20 protein-coding genes and 1 pseudogene are annotated in these 21,585 nt (G+C 51.5%); 14 read left to right on the forward strand and 7 right to left on the reverse strand.

All coding sequences use genetic code 11. The features are described from left to right. Positions 1-637: 637 nt before the first annotated feature. The 3 genes and pseudogenes from LX98_RS13250 (at position 638) to LX98_RS13260 (ending at position 3,287) form a co-directional block, all read left to right on the forward strand. Positions 638-2,368, forward strand: coding sequence for a hemopexin repeat-containing protein (locus LX98_RS13250; RefSeq protein WP_496429349.1), 1,731 nt, complete (start codon positions 638-640; stop codon positions 2,366-2,368). A 416-nt stretch (positions 2,369-2,784) separates the two neighbouring features. Then, positions 2,785-3,036 (forward strand): type II toxin-antitoxin system prevent-host-death family antitoxin, encoded by a 252-nt coding sequence (locus LX98_RS13255; RefSeq protein WP_496429350.1) that lies wholly within the window; start codon positions 2,785-2,787, stop codon positions 3,034-3,036. Then, a pseudogene (locus tag LX98_RS13260) lies at positions 3,033-3,287 on the forward strand (Txe/YoeB family addiction module toxin). Before LX98_RS13255 ends, LX98_RS13260 begins: the two are co-directional and overlap by 4 nt. A 336-nt stretch (positions 3,288-3,623) precedes the next feature. Here the strand turns inward: LX98_RS13260 and mtgA are convergent. After that, entirely contained in the window at positions 3,624-4,406 is a 783-nt protein-coding gene (gene mtgA / locus LX98_RS13265; RefSeq protein WP_496429351.1) for a monofunctional biosynthetic peptidoglycan transglycosylase, read from the reverse strand. A gap of 424 nt (positions 4,407-4,830) precedes the next feature. On the opposite strand from mtgA, the gene LX98_RS13270 reads away from it, so the two are divergent. Further along, entirely contained in the window at positions 4,831-5,835 is a 1,005-nt protein-coding gene (locus LX98_RS13270; protein WP_496429352.1) for a zinc-binding alcohol dehydrogenase family protein, read from the forward strand. Between the two features lie 133 nt (positions 5,836-5,968). Here the strand turns inward: LX98_RS13270 and LX98_RS13275 are convergent, their stop codons facing one another. Continuing rightward, positions 5,969-6,415 (reverse strand): CBS domain-containing protein, encoded by a 447-nt coding sequence (locus tag LX98_RS13275; protein WP_496429353.1) that lies wholly within the window; start codon positions 6,413-6,415, stop codon positions 5,969-5,971. 67 nt (positions 6,416-6,482) lie between these two features. After that, positions 6,483-8,240, reverse strand: a complete 1,758-nt coding sequence (ggt, locus tag LX98_RS13280; protein WP_496429354.1) for a gamma-glutamyltransferase — start codon at positions 8,238-8,240, stop codon at positions 6,483-6,485. A gap of 329 nt (positions 8,241-8,569) precedes the next feature. On the opposite strand from ggt, the gene LX98_RS13285 reads away from it, so the two are divergent. Next, a complete protein-coding gene (locus tag LX98_RS13285; protein WP_496429355.1) occupies positions 8,570-8,809 on the forward strand; it encodes a hypothetical protein in 240 nt (79 codons plus the stop codon). 81 nt (positions 8,810-8,890) lie between these two features. Further along, on the forward strand, positions 8,891-9,571 hold the full coding sequence (locus tag LX98_RS13290) for a DNA polymerase beta superfamily protein (RefSeq protein WP_496429356.1): 681 nt from the start codon (positions 8,891-8,893) through the stop codon (positions 9,569-9,571). A gap of 159 nt (positions 9,572-9,730) precedes the next feature. Here the strand turns inward: LX98_RS13290 and LX98_RS13295 are convergent, their stop codons facing one another. After that, on the reverse strand, positions 9,731-10,048 hold the full coding sequence (locus LX98_RS13295; RefSeq protein ID WP_496429357.1) for a hypothetical protein: 318 nt from the start codon (positions 10,046-10,048) through the stop codon (positions 9,731-9,733). 97 nt (positions 10,049-10,145) lie between these two features. Beyond that, entirely contained in the window at positions 10,146-10,313 is a 168-nt protein-coding gene (locus tag LX98_RS13300) for a hypothetical protein (protein ID WP_442431762.1), read from the reverse strand. A gap of 339 nt (positions 10,314-10,652) precedes the next feature. Between LX98_RS13300 and LX98_RS13305 the strand changes: the two genes are divergently transcribed. The 8 genes from LX98_RS13305 to LX98_RS13340 all read left to right on the forward strand — a co-directional run bounded on the left by LX98_RS13305 (position 10,653) and on the right by LX98_RS13340 (position 16,583). After that, entirely contained in the window at positions 10,653-11,189 is a 537-nt protein-coding gene (locus LX98_RS13305) for an Hsp20 family protein (RefSeq protein WP_496429358.1), read from the forward strand. A gap of 888 nt (positions 11,190-12,077) precedes the next feature. Continuing rightward, a complete protein-coding gene (locus LX98_RS13310; RefSeq protein WP_496429359.1) occupies positions 12,078-13,037 on the forward strand; it encodes a DnaJ C-terminal domain-containing protein in 960 nt (319 codons plus the stop codon). Beyond that, positions 13,030-13,356 (forward strand): chaperone modulator CbpM, encoded by a 327-nt coding sequence (locus LX98_RS13315; protein WP_496429360.1) that lies wholly within the window; start codon positions 13,030-13,032, stop codon positions 13,354-13,356. Before LX98_RS13310 ends, LX98_RS13315 begins: the two co-directional genes overlap by 8 nt. Positions 13,357-13,869: 513 nt before the next feature. Beyond that, a complete protein-coding gene (locus LX98_RS13320) occupies positions 13,870-13,998 on the forward strand; it encodes a hypothetical protein (RefSeq protein WP_496429361.1) in 129 nt (42 codons plus the stop codon). A 467-nt stretch (positions 13,999-14,465) separates the two neighbouring features. Further along, entirely contained in the window at positions 14,466-15,068 is a 603-nt protein-coding gene (locus LX98_RS13325) for a BCAM0308 family protein (RefSeq protein WP_496429362.1), read from the forward strand. Positions 15,069-15,139: 71 nt separating this feature from the next. Then, positions 15,140-15,505: a c-type cytochrome gene (locus LX98_RS13330; RefSeq protein ID WP_496429363.1), complete on the forward strand. Its 366-nt coding sequence runs from the start codon at positions 15,140-15,142 to the stop codon at positions 15,503-15,505. A gap of 132 nt (positions 15,506-15,637) precedes the next feature. Beyond that, positions 15,638-16,078 (forward strand): hypothetical protein, encoded by a 441-nt coding sequence (locus LX98_RS13335; protein ID WP_496429364.1) that lies wholly within the window; start codon positions 15,638-15,640, stop codon positions 16,076-16,078. A gap of 154 nt (positions 16,079-16,232) precedes the next feature. Further along, entirely contained in the window at positions 16,233-16,583 is a 351-nt protein-coding gene (locus LX98_RS13340) for a c-type cytochrome (RefSeq protein ID WP_496429365.1), read from the forward strand. Positions 16,584-16,804: 221 nt separating this feature from the next. Here the strand turns inward: LX98_RS13340 and LX98_RS13345 are convergent, their stop codons facing one another. Both LX98_RS13345 and LX98_RS13350 read right to left on the reverse strand, forming a co-directional pair. Then, positions 16,805-18,022 carry a lipase/acyltransferase domain-containing protein gene (locus LX98_RS13345; protein ID WP_496429366.1) on the reverse strand — a complete coding sequence of 406 codons (1,218 nt, stop codon included), beginning with the start codon at positions 18,020-18,022 and terminating at the stop codon, positions 16,805-16,807. A 219-nt stretch (positions 18,023-18,241) separates the two neighbouring features. Then, on the reverse strand, positions 18,242-21,118 hold the full coding sequence (locus LX98_RS13350; RefSeq protein WP_496429367.1) for a PAS domain S-box protein: 2,877 nt from the start codon (positions 21,116-21,118) through the stop codon (positions 18,242-18,244). Between the last annotated feature and the right edge of the window lie 467 nt (positions 21,119-21,585).

Genomic DNA, 21,585 nt, shown 5'->3' on the forward strand with positions numbered 1-21,585 from the left:
GACGCAGGAAACCGGAGGGCGGACCAACTCGCCAGGCTCAAACAAGTCCGCCAATGCTTGAAGAGCGTCCGCCAATGAGGCCGAACAGCAGGCGTCGGGTCATAGGAAAAGGAACGAAGAAATCTAATTTAGCCAAGGTTCCACTGAGAGGCGACACTCTCAACAATAGATTTGGCCCACATTCTCCAACCTCTGCAGTCAGGAACAACTCTCGCAACCGTTACCGTATTAAACCATTCACGAACCAGAAATCGACAAAAATAAATCTAGTTAAATTTTCATCCTCTTAACTCCTCAGTACGAAACTCTCACCAACAGACTTAACCCCAGAACTTGGAGGTAGTGATTTTGAAGTTCTGTGACAGTCGCCCATCAGAAAAGTAGGTATCTGATTCGATACGACGTGTATCGTCATTGATACGCGCAACGCATCTGCAGTTGAGAGCAGCAGCATCAGCAAGGATGCGAAGTCTCCTGCCAGTAGGAGCTATCAATCCGATAGCGGAAGGGTCTCTCTCGCACACCCGTATTGAGGGGAATAGGTTTTGCTTATCCGAGCAAAATAGAGAATGTTTGGGAATGAGGAAATGAACGGAATGTTCGCAATGGATAGGTAAGGTAAGAAAGGGATCACGCTATGAGAATGTCTCGTTTTATTTTCATGTCAATACTCTGCGGAATGTTCATCGCGGTGAGTTTCTGTGGGACAGTAGACGTTTGGGCTCAGTTGACGGGTTCAGAAAAACTGGTGCCGGTAGTATGGAACAACGGCAAGGTCTATTTCTTCCAGGGAAATGAGTATGCCCGATACGACATCACCCAAGATAGGGCGGACAGTGACGATGGCAGTGGCAATCCGTACCCTCGACCTATCCAGAATATCTGGCCTGGACTTTTTCAAGAGAACATAGATGCCGCAGTCTTCTGGCCAGCGCCGCCTCCGGGAGGTGCAGAACACAAGACGGTGGCTTACTTCTTCAAAGGCAATCAGTTCATGAGGTATGACGTGGATGCTGATCGGGCTGATGCGGCGGATGGCGCCGGCCGGGCCTACCCCCAGCCGATCTCGTTGAAGTGGCCTGGGATCTGGACAGATCGGGTGGATGCCGTTGTGGTTTGGCCTGTGCCGAGAAGCGGCAGGACCGTCGCGTACTTTTTCCGGGATGATCAGTACATCCGCTTTGATGTGAAGAGGCATCGTGCTGACCCGGGCTACCCGAAGCCCATTGCGGGCAATTGGCCAAATTTCAAGTTTCCAGGTGGAATCGACGGTGCGGTGGCCTGGCCAACGACAATCGAGGGGAAGTCGGTTGTCTATTTCTTTAAAGGCAATCAGTATATGCGGTATGACGTTATGGCTGATCGTGCCGACGATCAAACCGGTGGAGGGCTCAGCTATCCTGCCCCTGTTGCCGGGAATTGGCCAGGCCTCCTAACCACACCGGGAGGAACGGATGCCCTTGCAGCCTTTGCCCAGGAATGCGATCAAGCCATCGGCGTGTCTGTTCCCGACTTCGATGTCGATAGTCCCTTGGGGACAACGGTTCCAACCGATCATCTCACTCCGGCTAACGCGACCTATCCAGACGGCACCTGTGATCGTCCGAACGTGCTCAACGGAAAATGTGATCGTGGGAGCCGCTTCCGGGTGCTAGTCAATACGCCGGACGCCTATGTGGTGGCGCATGCCCGGAAGATGGGCCTACCCCAAGGGCAGTATGGCGACGTGGCAATCATCCAGCACAATAAAGTCAATGGCAAAACGTGTTTCTATCAGGGAGCACTGGAAGACTTTCACTTGAGTCATGATGGTAAGGTCAAGGCGCCTTCCAAGGGAGTGGGCAATCCAGCTTTCTGGATGACACCGTCACAAATTGTCAACAGCAAATTCCCCTGTGTCAGTTGCCATGACAATGGGCCAATCATCCGATCCCCGTATCTCGCCCAGATATCCGGCCCCAACCAGTTACCCGGTGCGGGTGATATCACCTTCAACAGCGACCCCGAGCCCTATTCCTTTGTCGGCGCTGATTTCGCCTCGTGGAAAGCCTACAAGGTCGAAGTCAACGACAATCTATGCAACAACTGTCATCGCATGGGGGTCAACAACGTGAGTAACACCGGCATCGTGGGGAACAATGGCACGGGGCTCGATTTAGGTATCAAGGCCACAGACCATTCACAAGAGAGTAAGCACCCCCACTCAGCCACATCACCGATATGGATGACGCCCGGGCAGGTCACCTTTGACCAAGGGACTGCTGATGCTGCACTGGCAATCAAGCAATGCGCCGAGCAGTTCCGTCCAGGAATGCCCTTTCTACCCGATTCACCAAGCTGTAAAATTACGCAGTTTACTACACCATAGAGGTCATATCGTTGACGATCGAAAGGAGGGCAGGAGAAAGTCGGGGAAGATCTGAATAATTCTTTCCTGGTCTTTCCTGCGTGGGAAAGGACAGCACCCGATCTACTCTTTGGACGGGCTTTTAACCCGCTAGACATAATGCGGTTACTGCATTCGATCCGCTCCTTTTTCTTTTCTACATATGAAGTTTTTTCGGTAGGTGGTGCCGAAGAGTGCTGGAAAAAACCGTCGCTAAGCGGATGCCCTTCTCCATGGAAAGTTGAGCCGGTAACGGGAAGAAAAAACGATATCTGTATGAGCACGCCTGGATTCTAGTCAGAGCCTGGAGTCTTCCCCATAGACCACCCGAAAAACCACTCTAGAGAAACTTTTCTTCTGCCTGGACAGTAATCTGTACATATAGGAGGAACATAACTATGGATGCCGTGACGTATACTACTATTCATGCAAACCTGGCCAGTGCCATGGACCGCGTGTGCAACGACCACGAACCCCTGATCATCACCCGCAACGGAGAGCAGTCTGTCGTGATGCTCTCGCTAGAAGATTATAAGGCGTTAGAGGAAACCGCCTATCTCTTGCGAACGCCTGCCAACGCCAAACCCCTCATTTCGGCCGCCGCCCAATTGACCACCGGCAAAGGTATTGAGCGGAAGTTGGCCACGTGAAGCTGATTTTTGCAGACGAAGAATGGGAAGACTATCTCTATTGGCAGCAGCAGCAGGACAAACGCATGCTCGAACGAATCAAAGAATTGATATGGGAGATACAACGCGAACCATTCACAGGAATAGTTAACCCGAACCATTACAGCATGCACTTTGGATTCTAGTCCCGCCACATAACTGATGAGCATCGCATAATCTATCGCATAGAGGGGGATGCCCTTCTCATTGCTCAGCTACGGTTTCATTACTGAGGCCAGCTCAGCCAACAACAGAAACACCAGGCCGGTTAGCTGTATCTCCCATACATAACCAAACGAAGTAGAATTGCTCATATACCTAAGATTTCCTCGACGCCTGCCGCCCGGCCCCATGGGCGGACGCTCTTATCACATGGCGGGCCTTGTCTGAGCCCTTCGCCAGACTCAGGACAGGCTCCGCGAGTTGGTCCGCCCTCCGTAATGTGCGTCCGTCCCATCCGATGAGGCCGGGCGGGGCGTCAATTTGTTTGTTGCATCTCGTAGAGTGCAACCGCTGTTTGGTCCTTTTGCCGAAACAAAAGGACCTCGGCTACCGGACGAACCCCGGCTTTACCGGGTGGACATTCGACGGAGGATGAGTTCTTTTTTCTTTTCCACGTATGCTGTGGTCTCCGTGGGCTGATGCCGAAGCGGGCTGGGAATGACCGCTGCCAGGCGGGCGCCCTCATCCATAGAAAGCCGGGAGGCCGGCTTGTGGAAATAGCGTTGGGCGGCGGCCTCAATGCCGAACACGCCTGGCCCCCATTCAATGATATTGAGATAGAGTTCCAGGATACGTTTTTTACTCAAGGTCGACTCCAACATCCAGGTGATGAGGAGTTCTTTGCCTTTGCGAATCGGATCCCGGGAGGTCGAGAGATATAAGTTCTTCGCCAATTGCTGGGTAATGGTCGAGCCCCCCCGAACAATCCGTCCTTTCTCCAAATTGGTTTCAATAGATTCCAGAACCTCATGCCAATCCACGCCGGTATGAGAATAAAATGTTCCATCCTCGGATACCAGAATGGCCAGGCGAACGTGACGCGGAATGCTTGGGAGCGGCGTCCATCGGTAGTCGATTTTCAGCGTGGTGCCTTGAGCGTGTGCTTCGTCGATGCGTTGCCGCATAAGCGCGGATTCTGTGGGATTCTCCGTAGGCAACCGGGCGATCGAGAGAAACGGAAACGTGAGAATCTCAAATAACACATAAAGACCGAGAAGTATAAAAATTGTTTTGAATGGAATGATGCGAATCCACCTGAATCGCCGAACACGAGGCTTTCTATGCGAACCGATATTCCAGAGAGGTTTGGGAGGACGGGTTTTCGTGGCTTTCGGCCTTGATCGCTTCATGCTGGTGTTCTTGGCTGCCCTTCACCTGTCCCGACGGATAGGCTATGATGAGGCCCTGGTGGACAGGGCCGACACGATGATACCCGAAGTAAGTATCAATTTAGCGAGACCGTTGTCCAATGATTTTTCGAAACAATGCGATCCCCTCTAAAACAAACACGAGTAAGGTAACACTCACACCGGATTGCGTTTTATGATATCGCGGCTCCACCTGGGCACAGATTCTTCGCCACTGGCTCAGAATGATACCTTTGCCGTCAGCACCTGGTCGTTGGCCGGGATCTATCCTAAATAGGATCAAGATGAATTCCCGATCACGAATGTCCGGAAGAACTATGATAGATGACAATGCTGGATGGATCGGCCTCACCTGATTGCTTGATACCTGAATGGGACAATCTACATTTTCACCCCATAGGAGTGAATGATGAATGCCATGATCCTCGAACAGGATGCCGATATCGCGACGGGTCCTTTACGGGCTCGCGATATTCCCAAACCTGAACCGGGTCATGGCCAAGTTCGCATCAGGGTTCATGTCTGCGGAGTGTGCCGCACTGATCTGCACGTCGTCGAAGGCGAACTGCCCCCGTCTACGCGTCCCATCGTCCCTGGACATGAGACCGTCGGCATCGTGGATCGAGTGGGACAAGGAGTCAAACAGATCAAAGAAGGTGATCGAGTAGGAATCGCCTGGCTCCAGGGAACCTGCGGAGCCTGTGAATTCTGCAAGGCAGGGCGGGAGAATCTGTGCGCACAGGCCACCTTCACCGGTTATCACGTCAACGGTGGGTATGCCGAATACGCACTGGTCTCTGAACAATTCGCCTACCCTATTCCACCCGTGTTTACTGACGAAGAGGCTGCCCCGCTGTTATGTGCCGGCATCATCGGCTTTCGTGCCTTACGCCGCAGTCAGGTGAAACCCGGACAGCGCCTGGGCTTGTATGGATTCGGTGGTTCCGCCCATATTACGATTCAAATTGCCCGGCATTGGGGTTGTGAAGTCTACGTGTGTTCCTTACGGGAAGAACATCGCACCCTGGCCCGTGAACTGGGAGCGGTGTGGGTCGGGTCGGCCTCAGAGATGCCACCAAATTCTCTTCACTCAGCGATCATGTTTGCCCCGGCGGGTGAACTGGTGCCTCCGGCACTTCGGGCATTGGAAAAAGGGGGCACACTCGCCCTGGCCGGCATCTACATGACACCTATTCCATCCTTGGACTATACACTCGATCTGTTTCAGGAGCGGACACTCCAAAGCGTCACCGCCAACACCCGCCAGGATGGATTGGACCTGATGGAGGCCGCGGCTGCCATTCCCATTCACACCCACACGGTCCCCTTTCAATTAGAGGAAGCCAATCTGGCACTCCAACAATTAAAGGCAGGAACCATCCAGGGCGCGGGAGTCTTACATGTGCTGTAAAGGCCTAGGAGTCTGTCGGACTTAGGGGATCGAGAGCGAAACAGCGGCTGAGCGAGGCCAGATTTTGACGATTTCGCAGGCCCATAGTGGGGACTATGGGCCGCAGCCGATTCTTCCTAAGTCCGACAGGCTCCTAACACCCTCGCTCGAAAAACAGGCCACGATTGATATCGCCGATGCTGACCATTCCCATCAGTTTGCCGTTTTCCGCGACGGGGATTCTCCTGAAATTCTTCACACCCATGTAGGAAGCGGCCTCTAATATCGGCGTGGAGGGCGAGACGGTCATTGGATTCCGGCTCATCACCTCTTCAACCTTTTTTTTTAGCGCTTCCGGATATCCTTCCTCCATCTCGGTGAAATCCCGGCTGTGAACATTGTCATGGATATAGTCACCAAAATTCGGGAAAAGCGGTAATATAACGTCTCGAAGAGCCACCAACCCGATCAGATTTTCTTTTGGATCAATGACCGGGATCGCCCCGCAATGCCGGCTCAACATTTTGATCACCACCGTTCGAACCGAGTCCGTGGGAAACGCCGTCAACACTCCTGTGGACATCACTTCACGTACAAGCATACCCACCTCCTGCGTTGAGGGTGATTGAGATGAATTACTGTACTCCCCTCAAATTGGCATTGTCAGCTTAATACCCGGCGGCCAGGGAGTCGGGTGTGCGAGGATCAGATGCCCCATAGAACCCCTGCGGTCCCTTAAGGATGCTTTGAGCCCCACCCATAGTTTCCCCGACCGTGATGGTGTGACCCCATTGTTCAAGAAGGGTCAAGGTGTCCGGACTCAATCCGCGTTCCACTCGCACTTGGTCGGGCATCCATTGATGATGGACACGGGGCGCTGCTGTGGCGGAGGCCAGGTTCATGTCATGATCAATGACATTTAAAATAAGTTGAAGCGTCGTGGTAATGATATGACTTCCTCCGGGGCTTCCCGTGGCCAGGAAGGGTTTTTCATTGCGTAAAACCAAGGTCGGAGTCATTGAGGAGAGAGGGCGTTTTCCGGGTTCAATCGCATTGGCCGCCGATCCCATCAGACCATAGGCATTGGGCGTTCCAGGCTTCGCCACAAAATCATCCATTTCGTTGTTCAACAGAATACCGGTTCCCTCAGCCACAATGCCGCTGCCAAAGCTGAAATTGATGGTATAGGTGTTCGACACGACATTGCCGTCTTTATCCATGACCGAAAAGTGTGTGGTATCCCGCCCCTCGTAAGGCAAAGGGTTGGAGGGCCGGATACTTGATGAAGGACGAGCTTTCTGAGGATCAATGGAGGCATGTAAATGTTTCGCATATGCCTTGGAGATCAGACCTTGCACGGGCACCTCGACAAATTCAGGATCGCCCAGCCAACGGCTCCGGTCTGCATAAGCAAGCTTCATACTCTCAACCAGCCAGTGAACCGTGCTGGCGCTATTGTGGCCGAAAATCTTTAGTGGTTCGTGTTCCAGGATGTTCAGCAATTGAATTAAATGAACGCCCCCGGAACTGGGCGGAGGCATCGACACAATGTCATACCCGCGATACGTTCCCCTCAGCGGCTGACGCCAGACCGCACGATAGCGACCCAAATCTTCTTTGGTCATCAATCCTCCGTGGGCACGAATCTCGGCGCTCACACGGTCCGCGATTGGACCGTCATAAAAAGCACCGGCCCCCTGCTCGGAAATTTGTTGAAGCGACCACGCCAGATCGTTTTGGATCAACCGATCCCCGGACCGGTACATCGTCCCATCCGGCCGAGAAAAAATGCGGCGAGTGGAGGGCCACCCGGAAAGCTGTGTCGCATGCTCTTGCATCGCTGCGGCCAAATCAGAGGAGACAACGATTCCTTCCCTGGCAAGTTGGATTGCCGGAGCCAACACGGCCTGAAGAGATAGGGTGCCATAGGTTTCAAGCGCTTCCACCAAACCTGCGACCGTGCCGGGAACGCCGACAGATTGATGGCTGTAGCGAAGGCGTGACGGGTCTACCATGCCCTCCTCATCAAGAAACATCTGTGGCGATGAAGCAGCAGGAGCGACTTCGCGGTAGTCGAGGGCCATCGCGACAGGCTTCTCTGCTGCGTAAATCAGCATAAACCCGCCGCCGCCGAGATTCCCGGCCTGAGGAAGCGTGACAGCCAGCGCAAATCCCACTGCGACCGCAGCGTCAATCGCATTCCCTCCGGCTTTTAATATGTCTACACCCACACGGGTTGCCATGGCCTCTTGACTGACGACCATTCCATGTTCGGCATAGACGGGATGAAAGATTTCCCGGTGGGAAAAGATGGGCGTGTCTTGTGCCAACCCGTCATTCAAGACACTCCCCACCAACACACAAGAACACACTATCCATGCCAGGGATGCTCTGCTGGCCAGTGCCCAATGAGGTGTAGGGTTCATGTGGGAAACCTTGGACTTCATCATGCTGGAAAGCCTTTTGATACCTTCACAGACCCCACAAAAAACCATGTGGAATGGTGGGGTGGCTCCATCTTTCTTTGAACCGTTAGGTCGGTGGAGGAACCGGATCTCAGAATACCTTGAAAAGTTCTGAAAACAAAACCGGGCCTTTCATCCCACCGGGTACCATTCCATCGCCGCCCAGGCATGTTCTTTTGAGCCCGTTTCTTGCTTCTCACATCATATTAAGTGAGTATTGGATGAACATCAAAGAGATGAAGATTCCTCATTCTGTTTCTTTGAACTTCCTGTTTTAATAAGACATGCCCGTGATGACTATTGAGGAATCTTTTCTCGGCTTTCTCGTAGCTCTTGCCGCAGGGGCATTGATTGGCTTGGAACGTCAGCAGGACCTGAGCGTAGAGCGCAAAACCGGCATCGGCGGCGTACGGACCTTTCTCGTAGCCCCTGCCGGAGCCCTGTCGGCGTACATCTCCCAAACCCTTGGCGTATGCCCTATTATTACCACTCTCCCGATTCATTGCGTGCTCCTGGCTGTAGCATACTAAAATGAATGGGGTCGAAAGGAGCCACCGTGACCGTCTTTAGGTTCACACACCCTTAACGATATAGTTTCAAAACGAATGATCATGAATCCTCACACCGACGATCGTAAACACACTCTGCTCAAAGTTCTCGTGGGCTCCCATGCCCATGGCTTGGCATCCGACAAGAGCGACCGTGATTACCGGCGGGTCTATGTCATTCCAACGGAGGAGATGTTTCAGGTGGGATTTAAATTGCCCGGCGCGCAGTTGGCCAAAGGTGATGGGGATGAAACGGCTTGGGAGATCGGCCAATTTCTTCTGCTGGGGACACAAGGCCATCCCCTGATTCTTGAAACGCTGGTGGCCCCCGTCATCACAGCTGATGCATGGGGAGAACAACTGCGCATGCTGCTGCCGGCACTTTGGTCGCCCCAAAAAGCCTTTGAGGCCTTTACCAACTATGCCAACAATCAACGCACCAAATTGCTGGAGAAGAAAGATGGACGTCCGGCAAAATATGCAGCTGCCTATATTCGGGTTCTCTACAACCTGTGTGAATTGCTCAAGTCAGGAAGTTTTCACATCCGCATTACGGACACATCGGCAGGAGAACGGCTGGCTCGCATCAAAAATGGACAATACCGATTAGGAGACGTGATGGATTGGGGGGAAGAACTCACCGCACAGGCAGAGCAATTCATTGCTGTCTGCGGGAATGAACGCGATTTACCACGCATTAATGAATTCCTGGTGGCCATTCGCCGGGCATTTCTGACGCCTTAGCCGGCGGGCGAAACGGATGCCCTAGCCAACGGAAATCTTTCAGCTTCTCGTGACTTTCGACCATCCCTCATAAAAAGAGGGGATCAAATGATCCCCTCTTTCAATGCCCCTGTTCCTGACTCCAGATTGATGGTGACATGGAACTCGTCATACGGCCATTCACTTTGTGCTCTTATCATTGTGAGCAGATTCCGTAGGGACAGTCTTCTGCACGTCATACACGATATTTGGTCGAGTCTCATTCATGGGGTTGATGGCATGAGCATCATGAAACGCTGCGGCTTGTTTCAATGACTCTTCAGGTGATGGTGGACTCTGTCCCGGGTCATTTGCCGTCTGCATGCCTAAAACGGGATCTTTGAAATCACCCATGGGATAGCCCGGATGCTTCGGGAGTAGACCGGGATTTCCAAATGCCAGTGACCCAATCAAGACCAGATTTATCACTACTGTTGCAACAACGATGAATCTTTTCATAATTGACATCCTCCTTTCTCTCTTGGCCGAAGCAGGAACAGAAGCAAGGAAAAAATCAATTAAGGCCCGCCACTAGGCGGGCCTGAAGATCTCTGCGTTAGGCCGCAACCCGCTCATCACTGGGGAGAATGGTACGGGATTTCCGGTAAGACCCTTTCAGCTCTGATGAGCTTGGACCATCTCCAACTAACAAAGCCGTGAGAGCTACGATCACACCCGCCATAAGTCCCACACTGGCAAGCACGCCTTCAATAATACCACCCATAACATTCACCTCCTCTCATCCTAGCTTTTCAATCATTTCTGATTTTAATCCCTAAAATAATTTCAGGTCCAAAAAAGTCAAGAGGTATGAAGACCGCCTCGTCTTCCTCCCCAACCGGCCAGGTGTTCCTGCCGCCCTTCCCTCACCTCCGCTCAGATGGCTTGACTTTGTCGAAACATGAATTAGCTCTGTTTTATATAAAAGAATTTCGTCAGCGGAGTTGGTGTAACGGAGGAAATAGGTCATGGCGGGTATATTGCACAAGGTTGACCTCCTCCGGTATGCCAGGCATGAAAAACCTTCTCATTCAAATTATTCGACGAAAGGAGGACATCCACCATGGAACTCAAAAATCTTCTTACCCCCTGGAATTGGTTCAAAAAAGAGGAAGAACAATCTCAATCAGCACGCAGTCAGAACGTATCCAGGTCGACCGACCATCCTCTGGCCCGGTTCCATCGTGACCTCGACCAACTGTTTGACAACGTCTTCCAAGGATTCCCTTTATCGCCGGGACGAAGGGAAAACGGAAGTTCGTGGGGAGGTTTCATTCTGCCCCACGTTGATATCAGTGAAGACAAGAAGCAGTACACCATTACCGTGGAGGTGCCGGGCGTTGCTGAGAAAGATATTCAAATGACGCTCGCGGACGGCACCTTAATGATTCAGGGCGAAAAACGATCCGAGCAAGAAGACAAGAATAAACACTATCATCGGGTCGAACGTTCGTACGGGTCATTTCAACGTATGCTGTCTCTACCAACGGATGCGAATGAAAATAGCGTCGAAGCAAAATTTAGGAATGGCGTCTTGACCATTACTATCGCGAAAGATCCAGGCGCAAAACCGGCTGTGCGTAAAATTGCCATAACGTAAGGCACTTCTGCTTTCGTTCACGTTGTTTCCCGGCGGTTGGCAAAACAACGCCAACTGCCGGAAATTCCAACATGCTTTCTCCCGGGCCACCCTCTTCAAGAATGGATTGGCATTTTTTGCTGATCCTCTCGCCAGATGTTAGGCCCCACTGGAAATCCTTCAGTCTCACCGACATTTATTCTCTCCATTTTCCTTAATTAAAAAGGGGTTTTTCTTATAATGCGGTAGGATGTAAACGCCCATGATTAGAAAACATGGATTGAAAATTTCGATTCTAATTATAAGTCTTTTCAATTTGCCTCTATGCATTTAGGGCTTATCTTGTCTTAGAGAAGGATTAATAAAAGCCCAAGTCGAAACGATGATACAAAACAACACGCTGTGGGGAAATGAAATTGAGCATCGAAATCCTCAACTCAAAGGAAGGAGGTCATACAATGAAGAACATCATGATGTTATTCGCAGCATTGGTCTTCATGGTTGGAGCGGTGGACTAACAGGGAAACTCGGATCCAAGGATAGAGTTTTGCTGTTCCTCCAACGCGGACGGAGCACGATCTTTTTCTCGGTTACCCCTTAATTTTATGGGGGCAGGTTTCGACATCATCCTGGAAAAATGGGGGCACTTCTTTAGTGCCCCCAAAACCGAAAAACTGAGCTATCACAAATTTAGTCATGAAATTTATTGAGCGTGCGTATCCTGCGTCTTTCGATACGAACTATCATCTGAGTCCCCCGGCCCATAGCTACCCCGCTACAAAATTTTCTCAAAGAGGCGTTTACAGCCTCATCCCGGGCTCTTGTATTCTTTTAGGGAAACACGCTAGTTTTACATCAGTTGTTTTCCATAAGCCGAGCCCTTTTTTAAATTAGTCAAGGATTCTATCTATGGCATCCGCACAACGCGATCTTTACGACATACTGGGGGTCAAAAAAACCGTTGACGCCAAAGAGCTCAAAAAAGCCTATCGTCGACTGGCACGCCAATATCATCCGGATTTACATCCCGGCGAAAAAAAGACGGAAATGGAAAAGAAATTCAAAGAGCTGAATGAAGCCTATGAAGTCCTGGGGGATGAGGAAAACAGAAAAAAGTACGATCAATACGGCATGAACTGGAAGGAAGCCGAGGCCTATGAACGGGCCCGCCAACAGGGCGGCGGAGCATATCCAGGTGGAGGTCCTGGTGGATTTACCCAGGGGGGCGGTGATTTCAGTGATATTTTTGAGAGCATGTTCCGGCAGGGGGCTCAACGGGAAGGGGCCGGCTTTCGTGGGTTCGCGATGGCGGGGGCCGACCTGGAAGCCAATCTGCCGATTTCACTCCGGGAAGCCTTCACCGGCACGCGCCGCGCCTTAAATCTTTCTGATGCCGGGGGAACGCCCCGCTCTATCGAAGTTCGCATTCCGGCCGGAGTTCGAGATGGCGAACGTCTTCGGGTGAAAGGAAAAGGCGCGCCTGGTCGCGGAGGAGGACCACCAGGGGATTTATTCTTTCATGTACAAATTGCCCCTCATCCCGTGTTTCAACGCAAAGATGCAGATATTGTGGTCACGCTCCCGCTTTGGCCGTGGGAGGCCGTATTGGGCACCGACATTCCGGTGCCCACGTTATCAGGAACAGTCCGTCTGAAAGTTCCCGCCGGCAGCCAATCCCAACAACGAATGCGATTAAAGGGCAAGGGACTGCCCAAACGAACAGGAGGCCATGGAGATCAATTTGTGGTTCTGGACATCGTCACCCCCGAGACTCCTTCTTCCGAGGAACAACAACTCTATGAGCAATTAGCCAAGTTCGATCACCCTGATCCCCGTTCAACCCTTCTTCGGGAGGCCGCCAATGACTGACGACTCAGAACCATCCTTAGAACAGGTTACCGCGGAAATCATCACCTTCGGAAGAATTCGCCGTGAAGAAGTCTGTACCCGATTAGGGATCGGTGAAGACATGCTGGAGGTCTGTTTGCAATGGGAAATTATTCAACCACCGGAACCGGACCCGGAGGGGATGGTGTTGTTCCCCGAAGACGCCATTGACCGGTTAAGCCGCGGGCTCCGATTACATCGAGACTTAGGGATTAACTGGCCGGGAGTCAGCGTGGCTTTGGAATTGTTGGACCGCATCGAAGAATTGGAACAGCAGATCCACAATCTTTCCAACCAGTAAGCTCAAGCCGTCCCTCTGTTCTCAAGAACAACTTTTGAGAACGCCGCAACAGACCCTCCCTTCATAACCGCCGACCAGAGAACGTTCCGGTCTTTCTCCCCGCCCCCTTGTCGATGTCGAATAGGAACACAGAGCGATTACCCCGCCAACGGGTGTGGCCAATCAACTAAGAAACCAAGCCGAGAAGCGAATCCGGCTCTTCACTTTTCTCTTTGTCAGTTTCTATCTGGAATGTCCCAAACCTCTATCCGGTTTGCCTCCCCCACAATCCCGAAACTTCTCCGGACTCCTTACCCAGCACACGCGAGGCCTTAATTCCCCATCTTTTGAGGCATATTCATGTCAGTCTCACCCAGGCTATAAATTGTAGCCACCACAGCGCTCCATTGAATCGGAAATCATTTGAATTTCATCTGGTCTATTGGCACTCAAGAAAATAAATGGAAAAGCCCAATGAGATCATCCAACTAACAACCCGTACGGTACGGCCATCATCAAAATAAGGAGCACTTCATGAGGTTTCTCTTCATCATTTTCATCGGCATCCTGTTGTCAGTGCTGGTGGCAACGGCCGTCGGCTCCCTATCGGGCGAACTGATTAATCGACTTTTTTCAACCGTGAATGAGACATTGATCCAATAATATTGTGTCTTTCTCCCCAAGCAGGACAGCTCATATATCAGCGCCGGTCCCACGAAGCCCAGACAAAAGCTCTCACCCCGCATCTTGACACCACCCGTGACATTCTAAAAGTCTGCGATCTAAACCGACGGTGGGCCATATCCCGCCCTTGTCAAACTGCCCGATGGGACATATCCATCCGGAGTTCAACAAACATGGGTTGAAAAATCATCAACTCCAATATTTAATCGGGGCAAAGTGGGACGGATGAACGCTTTTGCTATGGGGCAGGATGGGACATTTTCAACCTGCCTTCTCATTCAATAAATAGTCAACGACAGTAATTTTTTTCTTGTGGGTAACATTTTCGTCTTTCTTGTACAGAAAGATTCGATCACGACCGGCGGCATGAATCTTGGATTCATTAATTTCATAAGGTTTGGGGTCACACCGGGAATGAATTCTCTACAAAAAGCGAGGCACTGATAATGGCAATATCAAAACGGCAAGGTTATTCCACATCGTACAAGAAGAAAAAACTGACAGGGGATGATCCCTATTCAATGAAAGCGGCCCCCAAGGGATTCCTTCAATGTCCGGAATGCCAGGCCGTGTATCACCGAAAACGTTGGAGCCTTCCAGGAACGTCCTCGCCTCGTTCCTCCAAATCACCCGCAGGTACCCCCAAAAAACCAACCAGGCAAGTCCTGGTTCCACAAAGTTTTGTCTGGCCTGCCTGGCGGAAATTACGAGACGGCTACGCGGAAGGCTACCTCGCCATTCACTGGCCAAACTGGGGCACACACAAAGGAGGGGTCTTAGGTCTCATTCATAACGAGGAAAGTCAGGCGATTGGCAACAATCCTCTGGAACGGATCATGGCCATTCGCACACGTCCTGACGGACCGGATATCGAAACAACCACCGAACACTTTGCCCAACGCCTGGGCAAACATCTCGATCGGGCTTTCAAAGGAAAAATCACCTACCACTGGTCACATAAAGACAAATTGGCGAGAGTCGAATGGCAAGGCCCCAAACGCTCGATACGTCCCCGCCAAAAATCCAAAACATCGCAAACTAAAAAATAAGACGAACCGCTTTCGTATCCCGGGCCTCACCCAAATTATTCCTTATGGACACTCACAAGGAGAGACATCTCATGAAATCTCGCAACATGGTTTGGAGTCTGATACTGCTGATCGGGTGGGCCTTACCCACTGGAGCCCAGGAACCGCACGTCGATCCCTTACAAGGCGAAATTGTGTATCAGGCCCACTGCATGAGGTGCCACGGTATCCAGGGTAAAGGGGATGGTCCGGACGCTGCCGCGCTCGTCGTCCCGCCCGCCAATTTTCAACGCATGGAATCCCGGGCCAAATCGGAGACGGACCTTCGTTCAGCAATCATCTGGGGACTGGCCTTCAGTCCTATGCACGGGTGGTGGGACAAGCTCAGTGTCGAAGAAATTCGCGCAGTCACCGCCTACATCAGACGACTAGCGCCTTTTGAACCTTCAGTGCCTTAAAATTTGGTGAAAAAAGGACCGTTATGAATCTTTAAGAGAGGGCTAGCTTTAGGGGTTTCACTCAGGGTTAAATACAACATCCTTGAAGTAGGTATGGCTTGTTTCTCATTTTTATACCAGAGAGGAATTCTTATGAGACTTTCAATTCTACTCCTTATCATGATGGGACCCCTTGCCGGATTCGACAACCTATGGATGACCGAAGCAAAAGCCCAATCCGGCCTTCCCTCCCAAATGGCTACCACCGAACCACCTTCAGTCTCGAGCGAGGAAACAATCAAGGCGGATCCGGTTTGCGACCCAAGTCGCCGGCCAAAAATTACAAAAATTGAACCCGATGAATTTCAGGCAGGTGCTAAAGTGGTTATCATTGGAGAAGATTTTGGGCAAAAAAAAGAATGCCTGCACTCGGTCACCTTCGGGTACGAAAATGCGAAGGATTTCACCCTCAAGGGAAATGAGAGAATAGAAGCAACGGCGCCCGACAACCTTTCCACAGGAATAATTTTTGTGAATGTGGAGACCGGTGGCGGTTCGGTACGGTCTGCGGTGCTCATCCAGAAAAAGGAATAGGCCCTAAACGCGGCGGATCAGTATTGACCAAGAGCAAAAAGGTTCCCAGTGGAACAGGAGGTGCCAAATGGCAAGGAAGCCACTGGGGTGACGATGGATAGGCCCCAAGGGTTTTTAAGAGGGCTCGGAACCCTTTATCTTGATTTTTATCCACATGAAACCTTTACACTCATCTGTGGGAGCGATCCTCATCTCGACGATCATGAGCCTGATACCCTTTCTCCAGGCTCTAGCCATGGAAGAGCAGGCCCAACCCGGCAAAGCGCTCTTTCAACAATATTGTCAAGATTGCCATGGTCCTCAGAGGGACGGGAGAGGCGTCCTACGTCCTTTCCTGGAGCAGGATCCTGCCAATTTGACCTCGCAAATGACACAGGCCAAATCCGACCAGGAACTCTTTTCCATGATCAAAAAAGGGGGAGGCGAAATGCATGGCTGGGCGGACACCTTCACCGATGAACAGGTCCTGGACCTGGTGCATTACATCCGTGCACTCTCACCGTAAACGTTTTGCCGCACAGCATCGCTATAACGCATGAAGCGGGTGATGGAGTTTTCTGCAACTCTCCTACCCCACACCCCATTCAAGATACAAGGCCACGAAGAATTCATATGCCAAAAATATATGTTCGAGAAATCTCAGTTGACCTTAACGTTTTCCACGCACACTCAAAACACAATAGTGAGCCCTGCATCCATTATTCAGGGGGAGGTTTGCCTTTACCGTCAATCGAGAAATTTTATGATATCGTCTTGGATTTCCCGGGTCGTGACCAATTGGGTATGTCCAACCTCATAGTCCCGTATGGTGAGGTGAAAGCTCTGACGAAAGGCTTCCGGAAGCCAAGCGGATGACACCGTCACTGTTCCATCTCCATCCGCATAGACAGTGGGATGATTCCCTGCAGGACCTGCGGCTACCGGATCGGGATCCTCAAACAACAAGGAACCAGAGCCTTTTCCAGGAGTTCCCGTCCACACCCCTTTGGCCAAGGTTGATGTGCCTTTCGCATACAGGTACAGAAGGGAGGATTGATGGGGGCTTGGCGTAGAGAGAGGTGCATGAAGCAGTTCCAAAAACTGTTCCGATCGACGAAGCCAAAAAGACAGGTAGGCGGCCCGCCCATCAACGACTTCTTTGGACAAAGTTTGTTTATTTTTGAGCAGTCCCCATCCGGACTGTCGCCATTGTCCGGCATTTCTGATCACACCGTGTAAGGGCTTCAGTTCCGGTGTGATCAGTTCATCAGAACCGGCAATCGGTAAGAGATAGTAACTGGCCGGGAAAGATGCGTATGCCTCATAGCTTAGAAGCGACTTATTCCAACCGATGGTCGCACCTACATTCATATTCCGAAACGAGTTCATAGCCCCCAGAAAGGGCACCCCGGCCATCACCACGCGGCTGAACTCTCCCGCTCCCTCCCAGGTCTCCACGGCAGTGTCAATATTCTGTGTGCCATACCGTAAATAGTAGCTGACAATCAGGCCACCCATACTATGGGCCACAACAGAAATATCCTTCTTGCCTCGGTCCCGAAGTTTTCGGATAAGGCCATCAAAGCTTCTGACGGCATCCATGAGCTCTCCCCGCCAATCATACGTAAAGGGAATCACCTCCCCGCCCCTAAGCTTGGAAACCCGTAGTCGGTCCAGAAAGGAGCCATACACGTCAATGGAATAGATAAGCGGGACGACGCGAAACGTCTCAAAGATTCCCTCAGGTTGCAAATCAATCGTTTCTTGAAAGCCCAGGCCGGGCACAGGAATGGTCAACGACTGATCTCCAAACAGCATCTGGCTGAGCGTAATAAACACCAGACTGCCATCCGACTCTCGAACCAACTGCGTCCCATAAAAACCGGGTACGAAAATGACTGCTGAATCGCCATTCTCGGGATAATGCGTGGGAACTGAGTTCAGGCTACAGCCTGACAACATCATGATCACCATTAATAACGGCAGACATTTTATGAAGAATTTGAAATTTCGCCTAGGTATAGGTGGAACCAGCGCTTTTTTCATGGCGAAACGAACCTGAATAGAAGAGGATTACCGGGTGTGGAATATAAGCAGTAGGCCGGTGTGAACGATCTTCAGAACCATCATGATGTAAGGTTGCCCTTGATGGTCTTTGCACCAGGTTTCAGCTAATCCAAAGCGTCATGACGGCTTTGGGAACAGAGCACAGATGGCTTGATAGAGTTCTGTGACGGTGCCATTTTTCTGTAGATAATCGACCGCGCCGGCATCGAGCATCGCCGCCCGAATCTCTTTCTCATTGTACATGGACAAACCAATGACCTTAACAGCCGGCCATTCGCGGCAAATCTGTCTTGTGGCGTCAATGCCGTTGAGTTTGGGCATATTGTTATCCATCACTACGACATCCGGCATGAGCTGAGGGACCACCATCACCGCTTCCTCTCCATCATTGGCCTCTCCCACAATCTCGACATCCTGATATCGCTCCAGTAATTTCTGCATACCTTTTCGAAACATCACATGGTCATCGACTAACATCACCCGGATCCGTGGTTTTCCTGAAGTATGTCCGATGCTAGCGACCTCTTCGAATTGTGGATTGACGGTCGTGTGCTCCAATCCGCGTGACTGCGCAGAATTTTTTTCGCGTCGCGATTCCGTGTCATCCTCTACTGGAATCGACCCGTCAATCGGCAACACCAACCGCACAGAAGTGCCTTTTCCCGGAGCCGAAGTGAATTCCACTCTTCCTCCCATCGCCTCCATCCGCTCCTGTACCGCAAACAAACCCAGATGCCCGGGTTCCATGGCTTGTTGCATCGCACCGGCATGCAGTCCCTTTCCGTGATCCACCACAGCAATACACACCTTCCCGACCTGCCCCGAAGACATCCGAACTGTCGCCTCATACACGCCGGCATGCTTGAGTACGTTAAATAATAATTCGCGTACCGACTGAAACAACAGGATCACCCGGTCCTCGGACAGATGGATAGGCTGATAGTCACTGGTGTTGACCTCCACCCGTAGACCATGTTTTTCCATTCTTTCAGCCAGCCACTTTAATGATACCGCCAAACCGGTTTCATGCAAGGCGGGAGGACTCAGTTCCGCGATAGTCGTTCGCGAATAGGTCAACGCCTGCTGTAGCACGTACTCCACTTCCCCGGTCAGCACCTCCGCCTCAGGCGAGAGCGGCACTCCCTCCTTCAATTCATGTAATTTCATCCTCCCCACCACCAGCAATTGCACGAGATAATCGTGCAAATCTCTCGCCAGCTTTCGACGTTGGTGCTCTTCCGCCAAACTGAGTTGGGCAGCCAATGAACGCAGGCGATTCTTGGAAGACAGCAACTCTCCGGTTCGAGTTTGCACACGGACTTCCAATTCATCCTTCCAACGTCGCAAATTCTCCTCAGCCTGCTTGCGTTGGGAAATATCCTGAAAAACGATGACGACACCTGCAATCTGGTCATTCTGGTCACGCAGGGGTGAGGAGGAATAGGATACCGGAAAGAAACTCCCGTCTTTTCTGATAAAGGTATCTTCGAAGTCTCTCAAGACCTTGCCGTTGGCTAAAACTTGAAAGCCCGCGCATTCTTCAATCGGAAATGGTGAACCGTCCGGATACTGGTAATGTACCATCCGGTGCATCGAGCGACCCAGCAATTCTCCGGATGTCCATCCCAATAATCGCTCCGCCTCCGGATTCACATAGCTGACGAGACCCTGGGAGTCGAGGGTGTACAGACCCTCCCCCATATTCATCATGATTGTCTGATTCAGCGCTAAAAGACGGCGCGCCTCACTCTCGCTTTCCAGGAGCAACTGCTCAGCCTGCTTCCGCGCGGTAATGTCAATAGCCATTCCGCCGATCAGGACCGGTCGCCCATCGGCGCCCAGTATCGGAAATTTGCTCACAATCGAATGATGGAGCACCCCATCCTGATGCCGGAGCGTCTCAACCATTTGCACACCCGTTTCGCTGATCAAGGCCTGCCGGTCGTTTTCTTTAAATTGGTCAGCGACGTCCTGAGGAAATATTTCCTCATCGGTTCTTCCATAGAGCCGCTCCCGCGGAGTCTGAAACACCAGTTCCGCAGTCTCATTGGCATATACATAATGTCCCTGCAAATCCTTGATCCAGGCCAGGCCGGGCAAATGTTGCATGAATTTGCTGAATCGATGTTCGCTCTCCTGCAAGGCTTTTTCGGCTTGCGAACGGTCTTCCACGTCAAGACATTTACCGATCCATTCCCGCACCGTACCGTCCGCATTCCGAATCGGCACACCCCGTGCTTCGACATGACGATAGGCATTGCTTGAGGCATGCCACAACCGCCCGGAAAATTCAAATAACGTTTCGGACATGCAGGCCGCATTCCAGACGCGTTGAATGGTCTCCCGGTCATCGGGATGAATAGCCTCATTCCACCCGAATTCCCGCAATTGTTCCCAGGACTGGCCGGTATAGGCAGCCCACCCCGGTTGAGGGGTCACGAACCGGCCCCTGGCATCGGTGGTCCAGACTAAAGATGTGATCGCGGCCGTCAACGAGCGGTAACGCTCCTCGCTTTCGCGCAGAGCCTCTTCCGCACGTTTGCGTTTCGTAATGTCCGTCAGGGTTACCACGATGCGATCAAACGATTGATCGGGAGGAGGGAAGGTGATGGTGAACAAGACATGGAGACGGTCACCCCGCAGCGTTTTCAGGACCGTTTCCGATTCAAAAAGCTGTTGATGTTCAGCAATGCTAACCATTTCCTCTAGAAACATTTCATGGGTCTCAGGCAGAAAAATTTGGTGAAGCGATTGCAAAAGCTCCACACGGCTTGTCGCTGCAAACATCCTGACCATGGCAGAGTTCACATCGAGAATGCTGACCAGTCCGATTGCCCGTTCCACCACATCCGGATGCTCAATAAAATAGCGACGAAAATCTCTTACCCCCTCTCTAGCAAGGTCATCGATCAACGCTTTGACGCGAGTGAAGTCTTCCTCCCAGATGGAAATTCCCACTCTCTCAACGATATTCCGGAAATGTTCTTCACTCATGGACAAACCCGGCCCTTACGGTCGGGAGCTTGTACGGGCTCATCTCGACAGACTTTCCACAGACGATAAGTCCGGCAAAAGATGACAAGAAACATTCGAACGTTTGAGGAAAATTGGAAGTGAAGGACTCCCAGGAGTGGGATGAAAGGAAATCCGGCAGAGTACAATCCATGGCGATGCTTCCTACAGGAACCTGGCCGTACTCGGGAAACGTCCTTTCAAGATATTGTCACAGGCACATAGATCAAGGCGATCTCAAAAAAACCATGCCCGTGAGCCTTTTCAATGTGGTAGGCGCCCACATTGTAAATGTTCCCACTATTAAACACAATCTGTGTTGATCCGAGAAACCCAATTACCACAGTCACGATAAGAGACCAGGGGGCGGAGAATTCATTTCGGAAACCCGCATACAAAGATGACCGTTAGCAGATTCGACCCGATACCTCCTGCATCAACACATCATA

The sequence above is a fragment of the Nitrospira marina genome, assembly GCF_059568365.1.

Excerpts from the sequence above, each read along its gene's own strand:
- LX98_RS13275 (WP_496429353.1), bottom strand. The coding sequence starts at position 6,415 with ATGCTTGTACGTGAAGTGATGTCCACAGGAGTGTTGACGGCGTTTCCC.
- LX98_RS13300 (WP_442431762.1), bottom strand. The coding sequence starts at position 10,313 with ATGGGTGGTATTATTGAAGGCGTGCTTGCCAGTGTGGGACTTATGGCG.
- LX98_RS13320 (WP_496429361.1), top strand. The coding sequence starts at position 13,870 with ATGAGGTTTCTCTTCATCATTTTCATCGGCATCCTGTTGTCAGTGCTG.
- ggt (WP_496429354.1), bottom strand. The coding sequence starts at position 8,240 with ATGAACCCTACACCTCATTGGGCACTGGCCAGCAGAGCATCCCTGGCA.
- LX98_RS13340 (WP_496429365.1), top strand. The coding sequence starts at position 16,233 with ATGAAACCTTTACACTCATCTGTGGGAGCGATCCTCATCTCGACGATC.
- LX98_RS13345 (WP_496429366.1), bottom strand. The coding sequence starts at position 18,022 with ATGATGTTGTCAGGCTGTAGCCTGAACTCAGTTCCCACGCATTATCCC.
- LX98_RS13255 (WP_496429350.1), top strand. The coding sequence starts at position 2,785 with ATGGATGCCGTGACGTATACTACTATTCATGCAAACCTGGCCAGTGCC.
- mtgA (WP_496429351.1), bottom strand. The coding sequence starts at position 4,406 with ATGAAGCGATCAAGGCCGAAAGCCACGAAAACCCGTCCTCCCAAACCT.
- LX98_RS13310 (WP_496429359.1), top strand. The coding sequence starts at position 12,078 with ATGGCATCCGCACAACGCGATCTTTACGACATACTGGGGGTCAAAAAA.
- LX98_RS13295 (WP_496429357.1), bottom strand. The coding sequence starts at position 10,048 with ATGAAAAGATTCATCGTTGTTGCAACAGTAGTGATAAATCTGGTCTTG.
- LX98_RS13290 (WP_496429356.1), top strand. The coding sequence starts at position 8,891 with ATGAATCCTCACACCGACGATCGTAAACACACTCTGCTCAAAGTTCTC.
- LX98_RS13270 (WP_496429352.1), top strand. The coding sequence starts at position 4,831 with ATGATGAATGCCATGATCCTCGAACAGGATGCCGATATCGCGACGGGT.
- LX98_RS13250 (WP_496429349.1), top strand. The coding sequence starts at position 638 with ATGAGAATGTCTCGTTTTATTTTCATGTCAATACTCTGCGGAATGTTC.
- LX98_RS13335 (WP_496429364.1), top strand. The coding sequence starts at position 15,638 with ATGAGACTTTCAATTCTACTCCTTATCATGATGGGACCCCTTGCCGGA.
- LX98_RS13325 (WP_496429362.1), top strand. The coding sequence starts at position 14,466 with ATGGCAATATCAAAACGGCAAGGTTATTCCACATCGTACAAGAAGAAA.
- LX98_RS13350 (WP_496429367.1), bottom strand. The coding sequence starts at position 21,118 with ATGAGTGAAGAACATTTCCGGAATATCGTTGAGAGAGTGGGAATTTCC.
- LX98_RS13315 (WP_496429360.1), top strand. The coding sequence starts at position 13,030 with ATGACTGACGACTCAGAACCATCCTTAGAACAGGTTACCGCGGAAATC.
- LX98_RS13330 (WP_496429363.1), top strand. The coding sequence starts at position 15,140 with ATGAAATCTCGCAACATGGTTTGGAGTCTGATACTGCTGATCGGGTGG.
- LX98_RS13305 (WP_496429358.1), top strand. The coding sequence starts at position 10,653 with ATGGAACTCAAAAATCTTCTTACCCCCTGGAATTGGTTCAAAAAAGAG.